This is a genomic window from Salmonella sp. SAL04214 (assembly GCF_046550615.1).
GTDB lineage: Bacteria > Pseudomonadota > Gammaproteobacteria > Enterobacterales > Enterobacteriaceae > Salmonella > Salmonella enterica.
In genome coordinates this window covers 95,914-109,675 of record NZ_JBGDXT010000008.1, presented here as the reverse complement: position 1 = coordinate 109,675, position 13,762 = coordinate 95,914, and the positions used below count along the sequence as shown (strand labels likewise).

General features: G+C 53.3%; 13 protein-coding genes. 9 read left to right on the top strand and 4 right to left on the bottom strand.

Features of this window, described 5'->3' with window-relative positions; all coding sequences use genetic code 11:
• Positions 1-138: 138 nt before the first annotated feature.
• A complete protein-coding gene (gene pdhR, locus ACLJQD_RS14885) occupies positions 139-903 on the bottom strand; it encodes a pyruvate dehydrogenase complex transcriptional repressor PdhR (protein ID WP_000331771.1) in 765 nt (254 codons plus the stop codon).
• 562 nt (positions 904-1,465) lie between these two features.
• Here pdhR and aroP point away from each other — a divergent pair.
• From aroP to ACLJQD_RS14870, 3 genes are all read left to right on the top strand, one after another.
• Positions 1,466-2,839, top strand: a complete 1,374-nt coding sequence (aroP, locus tag ACLJQD_RS14880) for an aromatic amino acid transporter AroP (protein WP_410967618.1) — start codon at positions 1,466-1,468, stop codon at positions 2,837-2,839.
• Between the two features lie 163 nt (positions 2,840-3,002).
• Complete coding sequence (locus ACLJQD_RS14875; RefSeq protein ID WP_000357539.1) at positions 3,003-4,409, top strand: glycoside-pentoside-hexuronide (GPH):cation symporter; 1,407 nt, start codon at positions 3,003-3,005, stop codon at positions 4,407-4,409.
• Positions 4,409-5,359, top strand: coding sequence for a family 43 glycosylhydrolase (locus ACLJQD_RS14870; RefSeq protein ID WP_000024767.1), 951 nt, complete (start codon positions 4,409-4,411; stop codon positions 5,357-5,359). Before ACLJQD_RS14875 ends, ACLJQD_RS14870 begins: the two co-directional genes overlap by 1 nt.
• A 91-nt stretch (positions 5,360-5,450) precedes the next feature.
• On the opposite strand, the gene ampE is transcribed toward ACLJQD_RS14870, so the two are convergent.
• Entirely contained in the window at positions 5,451-6,305 is an 855-nt protein-coding gene (gene ampE, locus ACLJQD_RS14865) for a beta-lactamase regulator AmpE (protein WP_000172039.1), read from the bottom strand.
• Positions 6,302-6,865: a 1,6-anhydro-N-acetylmuramyl-L-alanine amidase AmpD gene (ampD, locus tag ACLJQD_RS14860; protein WP_000936326.1), complete on the bottom strand. Its 564-nt coding sequence runs from the start codon at positions 6,863-6,865 to the stop codon at positions 6,302-6,304. The genes ampE and ampD overlap by 4 nt, the downstream gene beginning before the upstream one ends.
• Positions 6,866-6,952: 87 nt before the next feature.
• On the opposite strand from ampD, the gene nadC reads away from it, so the two are divergent.
• The 4 genes from nadC (at position 6,953) to hofC (ending at position 11,092) form a co-directional block, all read left to right on the top strand.
• Positions 6,953-7,846: a carboxylating nicotinate-nucleotide diphosphorylase gene (gene nadC, locus ACLJQD_RS14855; RefSeq protein WP_017441557.1), complete on the top strand. Its 894-nt coding sequence runs from the start codon at positions 6,953-6,955 to the stop codon at positions 7,844-7,846.
• 221 nt (positions 7,847-8,067) lie between these two features.
• Positions 8,068-8,505 (top strand): prepilin peptidase-dependent pilin, encoded by a 438-nt coding sequence (gene ppdD, locus ACLJQD_RS14850; protein ID WP_000414989.1) that lies wholly within the window; start codon positions 8,068-8,070, stop codon positions 8,503-8,505.
• Between the two features lie 9 nt (positions 8,506-8,514).
• Positions 8,515-9,900, top strand: coding sequence for a type II secretion system protein GspE (gene gspE / locus ACLJQD_RS14845; RefSeq protein ID WP_017441558.1), 1,386 nt, complete (start codon positions 8,515-8,517; stop codon positions 9,898-9,900).
• Positions 9,890-11,092: a protein transport protein HofC gene (gene hofC / locus ACLJQD_RS14840; protein ID WP_017441559.1), complete on the top strand. Its 1,203-nt coding sequence runs from the start codon at positions 9,890-9,892 to the stop codon at positions 11,090-11,092. Before gspE ends, hofC begins: the two co-directional genes overlap by 11 nt.
• A gap of 30 nt (positions 11,093-11,122) precedes the next feature.
• Here the strand turns inward: hofC and ACLJQD_RS14835 are convergent, their stop codons facing one another.
• Complete coding sequence (locus tag ACLJQD_RS14835; protein WP_001217365.1) at positions 11,123-12,166, bottom strand: GMP reductase; 1,044 nt, start codon at positions 12,164-12,166, stop codon at positions 11,123-11,125.
• A 225-nt stretch (positions 12,167-12,391) separates the two neighbouring features.
• Between ACLJQD_RS14835 and coaE the strand changes: the two genes are divergently transcribed.
• Positions 12,392-13,012 (top strand): dephospho-CoA kinase, encoded by a 621-nt coding sequence (gene coaE / locus ACLJQD_RS14830; RefSeq protein ID WP_001270913.1) that lies wholly within the window; start codon positions 12,392-12,394, stop codon positions 13,010-13,012.
• Positions 13,012-13,755: a cell division protein ZapD gene (gene zapD / locus ACLJQD_RS14825; RefSeq protein WP_000557441.1), complete on the top strand. Its 744-nt coding sequence runs from the start codon at positions 13,012-13,014 to the stop codon at positions 13,753-13,755. The genes coaE and zapD overlap by 1 nt, the downstream gene beginning before the upstream one ends.
• Positions 13,756-13,762: the final 7 nt, after the last annotated feature.

Here is a 13,762-nt window from a genome sequence, read left to right as displayed (position 1 = left end):
GTAGTACGTGAGGATTGTGAGCACTGCCCAGGACCAAAATGGCAAATAAAATAGCCTTATGGGCCTGGCATTTAGTTGCCGCGCACATTTTTGCGCTTTATTCACAACATCTTCTGGTTAACGTTCTGCCAGAAAAAACTAATTCTTGCGCTGTTCCAGACGGCGTAAAGCGCGTTCACGACGGCTCTCCTCACGGCTTCTGTCCAGCATAATCTCTTCGATAAACGCCAGATGGCGGTGTGACGCTTCACGCGCTTCTTCTGGTTTTCCGGCCATAATGGCTTCAAATATACGGGTGCGATGCGTACTCACCAGCGGCAGCATCTCCCGACGCGCATACAGCAATTCGAAGTTCTGCCGCACGTTTTGCGCCAGCATCGGCTCCATACACCTTAGCAGATGAAGCAATACCACGTTGTGTGCCGCTTCGGTGACGGCGATTTGATACTGGAGCACGGCTTCGGACTCGGCATCCAGATCGCCGGACTCTTGCGCCAGCTCAATGGCATGGTGCAGCTCGCGAATACGGTCTTTATCTTCGTCGGTGCTGCGTAGCGCCGCGTAATAAGCAGCAATGCCTTCCAGCGCATGGCGCGTTTCGAGCAGGTCAAACTGGGATTCAGGGTGATCGGAGAGCAGTTCCACCAGCGGGTCGCTAAAGCTCTGCCACAGGCTGCTCTGCACGAAGGTTCCGCCGCCCTGGCGACGAAGCAACAATCCCTTCGCTTCGAGACGTTGAATCGCCTCGCGCAAGGAGGGACGGGAGACGTCGAACTGTTTTGCCAGTTCACGTTCCGGTGGGAGTTTTTCTCCGGGACGCAATGTTCCCTCAAGGATTAAAAACTCCAGCTGCTGCTCGATCACATCGGAGAGTTTTGGTTGGCGGATTTTGCTGTAGGCCATGATTTCCTGTCTTAAGCCATTTGCCCGGAGTCAATTGGTCTTACCAATTTCATGTCTGTGACGCTAAAGTAACAAAGTATTCACCTTCTGTCCATACAGGTTTTGATTGAAATCAGTAAAGGAGGCACATTTTAACAATTTTACAGAAATCATGTTTCAAAACTGTAACTGTGCACAAATGTTAAATTTACCCACCAGGAGGTAGATTTAACGTATTTGAAACGATAAAAAATCTCATCTGAACCGATTCAACAGCAGATTAAATGCATTTTTATGCATAAATAATGAATAAAAACAAATCAACCTTTGTAAGGGAAAATAAAAGGAGGTATTTACAAGTGCTTTCTTTTTACGCAACTCGTCATCACCCCTGCACAAAGCAGGTGCATTCGCGGCCACATACCATTATTCTGATCAAGACGAAAGAGTTGAAGTGACATTTTAAAAAACGAGCTTGTAAATAAATTAATACAAAAAGCGGAATTGCAAACTTACACACGCACTACTGCATCGTTCAAAATAAGCGCGTTATGAATAAACCGCGCCCGATACACGAGGTTTTATAATGGACAGTCAGCAGCACGGCGAGCAGCTCAAGCGCGGCCTGAAAAACCGCCATATTCAGCTTATCGCATTGGGCGGCGCGATAGGGACAGGCTTGTTCCTGGGAAGCGCCTCCGTTATTCAGTCGGCGGGGCCAGGAATTATCCTGGGCTATGCGATTGCAGGCTTTATTGCCTTTCTGATTATGCGCCAGCTGGGAGAGATGGTGGTTGAAGAACCGGTCGCCGGCTCTTTTAGCCACTTCGCCTATAAATACTGGGGCGGCTTTGCCGGATTCGCTTCCGGCTGGAACTACTGGGTGCTGTACGTATTAGTTGCCATGGCGGAACTGACCTCAGTGGGTAAATATATCCAGTTCTGGTATCCGGAGATCCCCACCTGGGCTTCTGCGGCAGCCTTCTTTGTGATTATCAACGCCATCAACCTGACCAACGTTAAAGTGTTCGGTGAGATGGAGTTTTGGTTCGCCATTATTAAAGTGATCGCCGTCATCGCTATGATTCTGTTCGGCGCGTGGTTACTCTTCAGCGATACCGCTGGTCCGCAGGCCACCGTGCGCAACCTGTGGGAACAGGGTGGCTTTCTGCCGCATGGCTGGACCGGGCTGGTGATGATGATGGCCATTATTATGTTTTCGTTCGGCGGACTGGAGCTGGTAGGGATCACCGCCGCTGAAGCCGATAACCCGGAACAGAGCATTCCCAAAGCCACCAATCAGGTTATCTATCGCATCCTGATTTTTTATATCGGCTCGCTGGCGGTTCTGCTTTCGCTGCTGCCATGGACTCGCGTCACCGCCGATACCAGCCCGTTTGTTCTTATCTTCCATGAGCTGGGCGATACGTTTGTCGCCAATGCGCTGAATATCGTGGTTCTCACCGCCGCGCTATCGGTTTATAACAGCTGCGTTTACTGCAACAGCCGTATGCTGTTCGGTCTGGCCCAGCAGGGAAATGCGCCGAAAGCGCTGCTGAACGTCGATAAACGCGGCGTGCCGGTGAGCTCCATTTTGGTTTCCGCCGTCGTGACGGCGCTGTGCGTGCTGATCAACTACCTGGCCCCAGAGTCCGCATTCGGACTGCTGATGGCGCTGGTGGTCTCCGCGCTGGTCATTAACTGGGCGATGATTAGCCTTGCCCATATGATGTTCCGTCGCGCGAAACAGCAGCAGGGCGTGAAAACCCGCTTCCCGGCCCTGTTTTATCCGTTCGGCAACGTTCTCTGCCTGCTGTTTATGGCGGCGGTATTGATCATTATGCTGATGACGCCAGGTATGGCGATCTCCGTGTGGCTGATTCCGGTATGGCTGCTCATCCTGGGCGTCGGCTACCTGTGTAAAGAAAAAACGGCAAAAACGGTGAAAGCCCACTGATCGTGGCGTTACTTTTCCGCCCTCCCCGTCCGGGGAGGGTGTTATCTGCCTCACAGTTTCCCACGTATAACCATTTTATCCATATCAGCGGCGTGATCCTGCTACGCAAATAAAAGCTCGCAGGCGAATAATTACCGCCATCATCTGATGGGGAGAAGTCTCAATGGATAAGGGCAGACTTTCGGTAAGAGAGAAAATCGGGTATGGCATGGGCGACGCCGGATGTAACATTATTTTTGGCGCTATCATGCTGTTTGTTAATTATTTTTATACGGATATTTTTGGTCTTGCCCCGGCGTTAGTCGGTGTTTTACTCCTTTCAGTACGCGTTATCGATGCCGTTACCGATCCGGTGATGGGCGCGCTTGCCGATCGTACCCAAAGTAAATATGGTCGTTTCCGCCCCTGGCTACTGTGGATTGCATTTCCCTACGCGCTGTTCAGCGTGCTGATGTTCACGACGCCGGACTGGGGCTATAACAGCAAAGTTGTCTATGCTTTCGTCACCTATTTTCTGCTTTCCGTGACCTACACCGCCATCAATATTCCCTATTGCTCACTGGGCGGCGTGATCACCAACGATCCAAAAGAGCGCGTGGCCTGTCAGGCTTATCGCTTCGTGTTAGTCGGCATCGCGACGCTGTTGCTATCGTTAACGCTATTGCCGATGGTGGACTGGTTTGGCGGCGGCGACAAAGCCAAAGGCTATCAGTTGGCGATGACCGTGCTGGCGATTATCGGCATGGGTATGTTTCTGTTCTGCTTTGCCAGCGTCCGCGAACGCGTTCGCCCTGCCGTTCCGACGCACGATGATATGAAGAATGATTTCAAAGACGTGTGGAAAAACGATCAATGGGTACGCATTCTGCTATTGACCTTATGTAACGTCTGCCCGGGGTTTATCCGTATGGCGGCGACCATGTATTACGTCACCTGGGTGATGGGACAAAGCACCCATTTCGCTACGCTTTTTATTAGCCTTGGCGTGGTCGGTATGATGATCGGCAGTATGCTGGCAAAAGTCTTAACCGATCGCTGGTGTAAATTGAAGGTATTTTTCTGGACCAATATCGCGCTGGCGATTTTCTCCTGCGCGTTCTATTTCTTTGATCCGAAAGCTACCGTGATGATAGTGGCGCTCTACTTCCTGCTCAATATTCTGCATCAGATCCCTTCCCCGTTGCACTGGTCGCTGATGGCGGATGTCGATGATTACGGTGAATGGAAAACCGGCAAACGCATTACCGGTATTAGCTTCTCCGGTAATCTGTTCTTCCTGAAACTGGGCCTGGCGATTGCCGGGGCGATGGTCGGCTTTTTGCTCTCCTGGTACGGTTATGACGCCAGCGCCAAAGCGCAAAGCGCCTCGGCGATGAACGGTATTATGCTGTTGTTTACCGTTATCCCCGGCGTTGGCTATCTGATTACCGCAGGCGTGGTACGTCTGCTGAAAGTTGACCGTGAACTGATGAAAAAAATCCAGGACGATTTGGAAAAACGTCGCACTAATTACCGCGAATTGAGTGAGTTGCAGGAGCTCAAAGCCGCTGAAAGCGTAAGGAAAGCCTGATGGCAAACTGGCCAAACCCGTTTATTGAACAACGTGCCGATCCGTTTATTTTACGCGACGGCAGCGATTACTACTTTATTGCCTCCGTACCGGAATATGACAGGCTGGAAATCCGCCGGGCTGATTCGCTGGAAGGGTTGCGCGCCGCTGACCCCGTTGTCGTCTGGCGCAAACCGGAAAGTGGCCCGATGAGCCAGCTCATCTGGGCACCGGAAATGCACCGCATCAACGGTAAGTGGTACATCTATTTTGCCGCTACCCATACTCAAGCGCTTGATAAGCTGGGAATGTTCCAGCACCGCATGTTTGCCCTGGAGTGCGCCGATGCCGACCCACTCACCGGCAAGTGGACGGAGAAAGGTCAAATTAAAACACCGTTTGATACCTTCGCCCTCGATGCCACCACTTTTTATCATCAGGGAAAGCAGTGGTATCTGTGGGCGCAAAAAGCGCCGGATATTGCCGGTAACTCAAATATTTATCTGGCTGAACTGGAAAATCCGTGGACGATTAAAGGCGAGCCGGTAAGACTCAGTAAGCCAGAGTACGACTGGGAGTGTCGGGGTTTTTGGGTTAACGAAGGTCCGGCCGTCGTGGTGCATGGCGACAAGCTGTTTATCAGCTATTCGGCCAGCGCCACCGATGAAAACTACTGTATGGGGTTACTGTGGATTAACGTAAACGACGATCCGCGCGATCCGGCCAACTGGCATAAATCACCGCGCCCGGTCTTTACCACCAGCTATGAAAATCGCCAGTATGGGCCGGGACATAACAGCTTTACGCAAACGCCGGAAGGTGAAGATGTACTGGTGTACCACGCGAGAAATTACACCGAAATTGAAGGCGATCCGTTGTACGATCCCAACCGCCATACGCGTCTGAAACGGGTGCGCTGGGACGAAAACGGGATGCCTGATTTCGGCGTGCCGCCAGCCGATACGATCTAAGCCGTTGCACTGCCCGGTGGCGCTAGCGCTTACCGGGCCTACAGGTTTTTCCATTGTAGGCCGCATAAGCGTTAGCGCCATCGGCACAACATTACACTAATGCCCCATAAATGGTGAGCAACGCAATAATCACCACCACCACAAACGAGGCCTTCTTCGCCATCGACACCGCCGCTTTGGGGGTTTCTACTTTGTCAGTATGCGGTTCGCGCGCCAGTGAGAACTGCGCCAGACGTGTGAGCACCTGATACTGCGAAGTATGCAGATCCGCCAGCGAGGCAAACCAGGCCGGCAACGCTTTCTCGCCATGCCCCAGTAATGCATACACTACGCCCGCCAGACGTACCGGAATCCAGTCCAGCACATGAAGAATAGCGTCAATGCCGGATTGCAAACGTTGGTGCGGCGTCTGATAGCGCGCCAGCCAGGTCTGCCAGGCCCGTAAAAACGCATAGCCCACCAGCGTTACCGGCCCCCATGGACCGCCAACGATAAACCAAAATAGCGGTGCGAGGTAAAAACGGAAATTTATCCATAACAACGCATTTTGCAGCTCACGCAAAAACTCACGCTCATTACAATCCGGCGGCACGCCGTGAATCAGCGTAAGCTCGCTGGCCATCGCCTCGCAAGGATGCGGATCGTTACGGGACGCCGCTTTCAGCCAGGCGTGATAATGTACTCGCACTTTGCCCGCGCCGATACACAGCACGCCCAGGAGAATCCACACCACCAGCGTCGGCACGTTAAATAGCAGCCCTTTTAACGCCTGGAGCAGTAGAAAAGTCACCACCATCGCGATCGCCGTCATTCCCATCGTGCGCAACATCGAAAAATGCGTAATCCGACGGAATAGCGCCTCCAGCCGATGATCGAGCTGCCAGTGCTCGCCCAGCTTAAACAGGCGCTCGACAATCAGCACCAGTAATGTCGTAAACAGCGTCATGTCATCTCCTTGTGCGACGAGAGGGCTACCAAAGCGCGAAAGCGCGGCCAGTCAAAGGCAGGGCCAGGGTCCGTTTTGCGGTCAGGCGCAATGTTGCAGTGTCCGGTCATATTGTCGGCGATCGCCGGATAGCAAGCGATAAGCGTGCGCGTCACGGCGGCTAGCTGCTGATACTGCGCATCGGTATAAGCCAGCGTATCTGTCCCCTCCAGCTCAATACCAATGGAGAAATCATTACAACGTTCCCGCCCCTGATAGTTTGATACGCCCGCATGCCACGCACGCTTATCAAAAGGCACATACTGGACGATTTCACCGTCGCGACGAATCAGACAATGGGCCGAAACACGAAGATGAGCGATTTCTGCAAAAAAAGGATGGGCGTCTGGATCTATCGTTCCGGTGAATAATGCATCGATCCACGGACCGCCAAACTCGCCGGGGGGCAGGCTAATATTATGCACCACCAGCAAGGACGGTTTTTCGTCATCCGGACGGCAATCATAATGCGGAGAAGGGACGCGTCGCGCCTCTACCAACCAACCCTTATCTGGCAACATGCGGAGTCTCCTTTTGAGTGGTGCTTATAGCTGCTTCAGAGTAGCATGTTTCTACCTTATGATTCGTTAGCAATTTGGAGTTTTATCATGCCGCCTCGCCGTTATAACCCAGACGACCGACGTGACGCGCTACTGGAACGCATTAATCTCGATATCCCTGCCGCCGTTGCTCAGGCGCTGCGTGAAGATTTAGGTGGAGAAGTCGATGCTGGCAACGATATCACCGCGCAACTTTTGCCGGCAGATACGCGAGCCCATGCCACGGTGATCACTCGTGAAGACGGCGTTTTCTGCGGCAAGCGCTGGGTTGAAGAGGTCTTCATCCAACTGGCGGGCGATGATGTGCGCCTCACCTGGCATGTCGATGACGGCGACGCCATTCATGCCAACCAAACAGTGTTTGAACTGAACGGCCCGGCTCGCGTATTGCTGACCGGCGAGCGCACGGCGCTAAACTTTGTCCAGACCCTTTCCGGCGTCGCCAGTGAAGTACGCCGCTACGTTGGACTATTGGCTGGCACCCAAACCCAGTTGCTCGACACGCGTAAAACGCTGCCGGGTCTGCGCACCGCGCTCAAATATGCGGTTTTATGCGGCGGCGGCGCCAATCATCGTCTGGGCCTCACTGACGCGTTCCTGATTAAAGAAAACCATATCATCGCCTCCGGTTCGGTTCGTCAGGCGGTGGAAAAAGCGTTCTGGCTACATCCGGACGTGCCGGTAGAAGTCGAGGTCGAAAATCTGGATGAACTGGACGATGCGCTGAAAGCAGGCGCGGATATTATCATGCTGGATAATTTCAACACCGACCAGATGCGCGAGGCGGTGAAACGCGTCAACGGCCAGGCGCGGCTGGAAGTATCCGGCAACGTCACCGCGGAAACCTTACGCGAATTTGCTGAAACCGGGGTGGATTTCATCTCCGTTGGCGCGCTGACCAAGCACGTACGCGCGCTCGATCTCTCCATGCGTTTTTGCTGATCCTCTCCGCCCGATGGCGCTGCGCCGTCGGGTCTATAAATCACCTGTCCGTAGATCCGCGTCGTGATTCGGTAAAATATTCGTAGCGCCTCGCAATAACGTTGCCGTGTCATGTAACGCAGCGAAAATCTTCAGAATCCGCCTTCCCGTTTTACCTTTTGCCGCTCGCCCGCTCTTTCCTCGTTTGCCACAGTAGCGCCAGCTAACTCAAGGAGCGAACAATGGAAAAACAACGCGGTTTCACGCTTATCGAACTGATGGTCGTTATTGGCATCATCGCCATTTTAAGCGCCATTGGCATTCCGGCTTACCAGAACTATCTGCGTAAAGCGGCGCTGACGGATATGTTGCAAACGTTTGTCCCCTACCGTACCGCCGTCGAACTCTGCGCTCTGGAACATGGTGGGACGAGCACATGCGATGCGGGCGTCAACGGTATCCCCTCGCCCGTCATCACCCGTTATGTTTCGGGCATGAGCGTGGAAAAAGGCGTCATCACGCTTACCGGCCAGGAGAGTCTGAGCGGGCTTAGCGTCATCATGACGCCCGCCTGGGACAATGCTAACGGCATTACCGGCTGGACGCGTAACTGCAATATTCAAAGCGACAGCGCGTTACAACAGGCTTGTGAAGATGTCTTCCGTTTTGACGCCAACTAAGGAGACAAGATGAAAGACGCTCAGCTCAACACCTTGTGTCAACGTCATCAGGCTGTACTGATCAATAGCGCCAGCAACAGTATCACTGTTGCGGTGGTCGACGCGCCCTCTCATGCGTTACTGGACGCTCTGCATTTCGCTACGCAAAAACAGATTGATATTGTGTGCTGGACTCGCCAGCAAATGGAAAATCATCGGCATAAGCCGGATCAGGCACCCTCGGCAAACGCCGCGAAAGGCGGAGAAACCGCGGCCCAGCTTCTCAATCAGACATTACGCTCGGCGATGGCGAAACGCGCCTCTGATATCCATCTCGAACCAGGCGCCAGCCGCTACCGAATAAGACTCCGCATCGACGGCGTTCTTCATATTCTGCAGGACATCGCTAAAGAGACGGGGCTTGCGCTGACGGCCAGATTGAAAGTCCTGGGAAATTTGGACATCGCTGAACATCGGCTGCCGCAGGACGGGCAATTTACCGTTGACCTGGCGGGAGACAGCATCTCTTTTCGTATCGCCACGCTTCCCTGTAAAGAAGGCGAAAAAGTCGTCTTACGGTTGTTGCATCAGGTTGAACAAACGCTGGATCTGGACACGCTGGGCATGTACGGGGCACAACTTACCGCTTTTAGACAAGCCCTACAGCAACCTCAGGGGCTGGTACTGGTGACTGGCCCCACCGGTAGCGGAAAAACGGTCACGCTATACAGCGCGCTACAAACCCGGAATACGCCGGGTATCAACCTCTGTAGCGTTGAGGATCCGATAGAAATTCCACTGGATGGGATTAACCAGACGCAGATCCATCCCCGCGCCGGGCTCACCTTTCAAAATGTGCTGCGCGCGCTTTTACGCCAGGACCCTGACATCATCATGGTAGGTGAAATTCGTGACGGCGACACCGCAGAAATCGCCATTAAGGCGGCACAAACGGGCCATCTGGTACTTTCAACGCTCCATACAAACTCCACCAGCGAAACCCTGATACGTTTGCAGCAAATGGGCGTAGCACGCTGGATGATCTCATCGGCGCTTACGCTGGTGGTAGCGCAACGCCTGGTAAGGAAGCTTTGCCCGCACTGCAAACAGCGCCTGAACGATCCCGTAGTGCTATCGCCCAATCTTTGGCCCAGCGCGCTACCGCGCTGGCAGGCAAGCGGCTGTCAGCATTGCTACCACGGCTTTTATGGCCGAACCGCGTTATTCGAAGTGTTAACCGTTACCCCGGCATTACGTCAGTTAATTGCGAGCGGCGCATCGGCGCAAGCACTGGAAGCCCACCTCCAACAGACCGGTACAGGGACGCTTTTTGAAAATGGCTGTCGCGCCGTTGAGCAAGGCATGACGTCCTTTGAAGAGATACTGCGCGTTCTGGGAATGCCCCATGAGCGTTAAACAGCTCTGGCGCTGGCAAGGCGTTAACGATAAAGGTCAACTGAAACAAGATGTTGTATGGGCGGACAATCGTCTGGCGCTGATCATCACCCTGCAACATCAGCGCATTATGCCGCTTCGCATCAAGCGCATGGGCGTTAACGCCGCACTGTGGAAAGAAGAGCAAAGCGCTGAAATTATTCATCAGTTGGCCACGCTCATTCATGCCGGGCTGACGCTTTCTGAAGGGCTGGAACTCCTTGCGCAACAGCATCCACACCGACAATGGCAAGCGCTGTTGCGCACGCTGGCTCACGAGCTTGAACAGGGCGTCCCTTTTTCCAGCGCATTAGTCTCCTGGCCGCAGGTATTTCCGCCGCTCTACCAGACGATGATCCGCACCGGAGAACTGACCGGCAAACTGGCCGAATGCTGCTTTGAACTGGCTCGTCAGCAAAAAGCGCAACGGCAGATTACGGTTAGCGTGAAAAAGGCGCTGCGCTATCCCGTCATTATTCTGACAATGGCCGCCCTGGTCGTTTTCGCCATGCTGCACTTTGTTCTGCCGGAATTTGCCGCCATTTACCGTAGCTTCAATACCCCGCTCCCTCTTCTGACGCGCGGTATTATCGCGATAGCGCAATGGGGGGCGGCATGGGGTTGGCTCATCTTGTTCCTGACGATGCTCATTGCTATCGCTCACCGCAGGGTAAAACAAAAGCCGTCCTGGCAAGCGCAGCGGCAGCGTCTTCTGCTACGGCTTCCCGTTATGGGTCGCCTGATAAGAGGCCAGAAACTAGCGCAAATATTCACCGTACTGGCATTAACCCAAAGCGCAGGCATTCCTTTTCTTCAGGGACTGGAAAGCGCTATCGAGAGTCTCGGCTGCCCTTACTGGTCACAGCGTTTAACGCAGGTACATCAGGAGATCGCCGCGGGCAATCCGGTCTGGTTGGCGCTAAAAAATACCCAGGAATTTAGTCCGCTATGCCTGCAACTGGTCAGAACGGGCGAAGCGTCCGGTTCACTCGATATCATGCTGCATAACCTTGCCCGTCACCACAGTGAAACTACGCTGGCGCTGGCCGATAATCTGGCGTCGCTGTTGGAACCGGCGTTATTGATCATTACCGGTTTAATTATCGGTACGCTGGTGGTGGCGATGTATTTGCCGATTTTTCATTTGGGAGACGCGATGAGCGGGATGGGATAAGGCTGGCGCACATTTACGCCAGCCAGAATATTAGAGGCTATTGAAAATGCGGTTTTCTTGTTCCTGCACCCGAATAAAGGTGGTGCGTTTGGTCAACTCTTTCAGGCGAGACGCGCCGACATAAGTGCAGGCTGAGCGTAGACCGCCCAGGATATCGCGGGCAGTATTGCCCACCGGCCCACGCAGCGGCAATTTAACCGTTTTACCTTCTGCCGCGCGGTATTTCGCAACGCCGCCGACATGACGGTTCATCGCAGATTCCGAACTCATGCCGTAGAACAGCATAAATTTCTCGCCGTTCTCTTCTACCACGCTGCCGCCGCTCTCTTCGTGCCCCGCCAGCATGCCGCCCAACATAACGAAATCCGCGCCGCCGCCAAAGGCTTTTGCTACATCGCCTGGCATGGTGCAGCCGCCATCGCTGACGATCATACCGCCCAGGCCATGCGCCGCGTCAGCACATTCGATAACCGCCGACAGTTGCGGATAACCAACGCCGGTTTTTACACGCGTCGTGCATACGGAGCCAGGACCAATTCCCACTTTCACGATATCGGCGCCGGAGAGGATAAGCTCTTCGCACATCTCGCCCGTTACCACATTGCCTGCGCAGATTGTTTTTGTCGGCCATGCTTCACGTGCTTTCGCGACGAACTGCACAAAATGTTCTGAATAGCCATTGGCCACATCAATACAGACAAAGTTCAGCGCAGGATTCAGCGCCAGAATCTGCACGGTTTTTTCGAAATCAGCATCAGAGGTCCCGGTGGAAACCATCACATGCTTGAGAACATCAGCCGAAGCCGTGTTGATAAAAGCTGCCCATTCTTCAACGGTATAATGTTTATGTACAGCAGTCAGAATATCAAACCCGGCCAATGCTTGCGCCATTTCAAACGTCCCGACGGTATCCATATTGGCCGCAATAATCGGTACGCCAGACCAGGTCTGACCTGAGTGTTTAAAGGTGAATTGACGTTCCAGTTCGACATCGGAACGGCTTTTGAGGGTAGAACGCTTAGGACGGATAAGAACGTCTTTGAAACCTAACTTCAGATCTTCTTCAATACGCATGTACGGATTCCTGGGGTTAATGGCGAAAAATCGAAACTCACAACTCCAGTGACGCTATCATACGCACTAATCATGGCCGTACAAGACTGCGAAATTCTCTTTTTTTACGTTACAATCCCATAAATTTACCTGGCGAATAGTAGGTTAATGCTCAGAGCGTATCGTCTTTGCATGCTTGAAATTTAACCTTTTGATTGTCAAACTAAAATTCCGGAAGCTGGAGATATGAGGTATACCGTAGCCTTAACCGGCGGTATTGGCAGCGGTAAAAGTACCGTCGCTGATGCCTTCGCTGACCTCGGAATAACCGTCATCGACGCGGATATTATCGCGCGCCAGATGGTTGAGCCAGGGCAGCCCGCCCTGAACGCAATAGCGGAACATTTTGGTTCTGAACTTATCGCCGCTGACGGCACGTTACGTCGCCGGGCGCTGCGTGAGCGTATTTTTTCGCATCCGGAAGAAAAAGCCTGGCTTAACGCTCTGCTTCATCCCTTAATTCAGCAGGAAACCCAACGACAGTTTCAACAGGCTACGTCGCCCTATGTGTTATGGGTTGTGCCTCTGCTGGTTGAAAACAGGCTGTATCAAAAAGCCAACCGCGTACTGGTGGTTGACGTGACGCCCGAAACGCAGCTCATACGCACAATGCAGCGTGATGATGTTACGCGCGAGCATGTTGAACACATTCTCGCTGCGCAGGCGACGCGTGAAGCGCGCCTTGCCGTGGCGGACGATGTTATTGATAATAACGGCGCACCGGATGCTATCGCATCAGATGTGGCCCGCCTGCACGCCAGTTATCTTAAGCTCGCGTCGCAGTTTGTCTCACAGGAAAAACCGTAATGCACACCCAGGTCCTATTTGAACACCCTCTCAATGAGAAGATGCGTACGTGGCTGCGCATAGAGTTTTTGATCCAACAGCTCTCCATCAACCTGCCAATTGCAGACCATGCTGGCGCACTGCATTTTTTCCGTAATATCAGTGATCTACTGGATGTGTTCGAACGGGGCGAAGTCCGTACCGAACTGCTGAAAGAACTGGAGCGCCAGCAGCGTAAATTACAGGCCTGGGTTGAGGTTCCCGGCGTCGATCAAGACCGTATTGAAGCCCTGCGCCAGCAGTTAAAATCGGCGGGCAGCGTGCTGATCTCCGCCCCGAGGATTGGCCAGCAGCTACGCGAAGATCGCTTGATTGCCCTTGTGCGTCAACGCTTAAGTATTCCTGGCGGCTGTTGCAGTTTCGATTTACCCACTCTGCATATCTGGTTACACCTACAACAGGCGCAGCGCGACGCCCAGATTGAAAGCTGGCTTGCCAGCCTGAATCCCCTCACCCAGGCGCTGACTTTGGTGCTTGATCTGATCCGTAATTCAGCGCCTTTCCGTAAGCAAACCAGCCTGAACGGTTTTTATCAGGATAACGGGGACGACGCCGATTTGCTGCGTCTTATGCTGACGCTCGATTCACAACTTTATCCGCAAATTTCCGGCCATAAGAGCCGTTTTGCCATTCGCTTTATGCCGCTGGATAGTGAAAATGGTCTGGTGCCGGAGCGTCTTGATTTTGAACTGGCCTGTTGCTAAGGAGTAA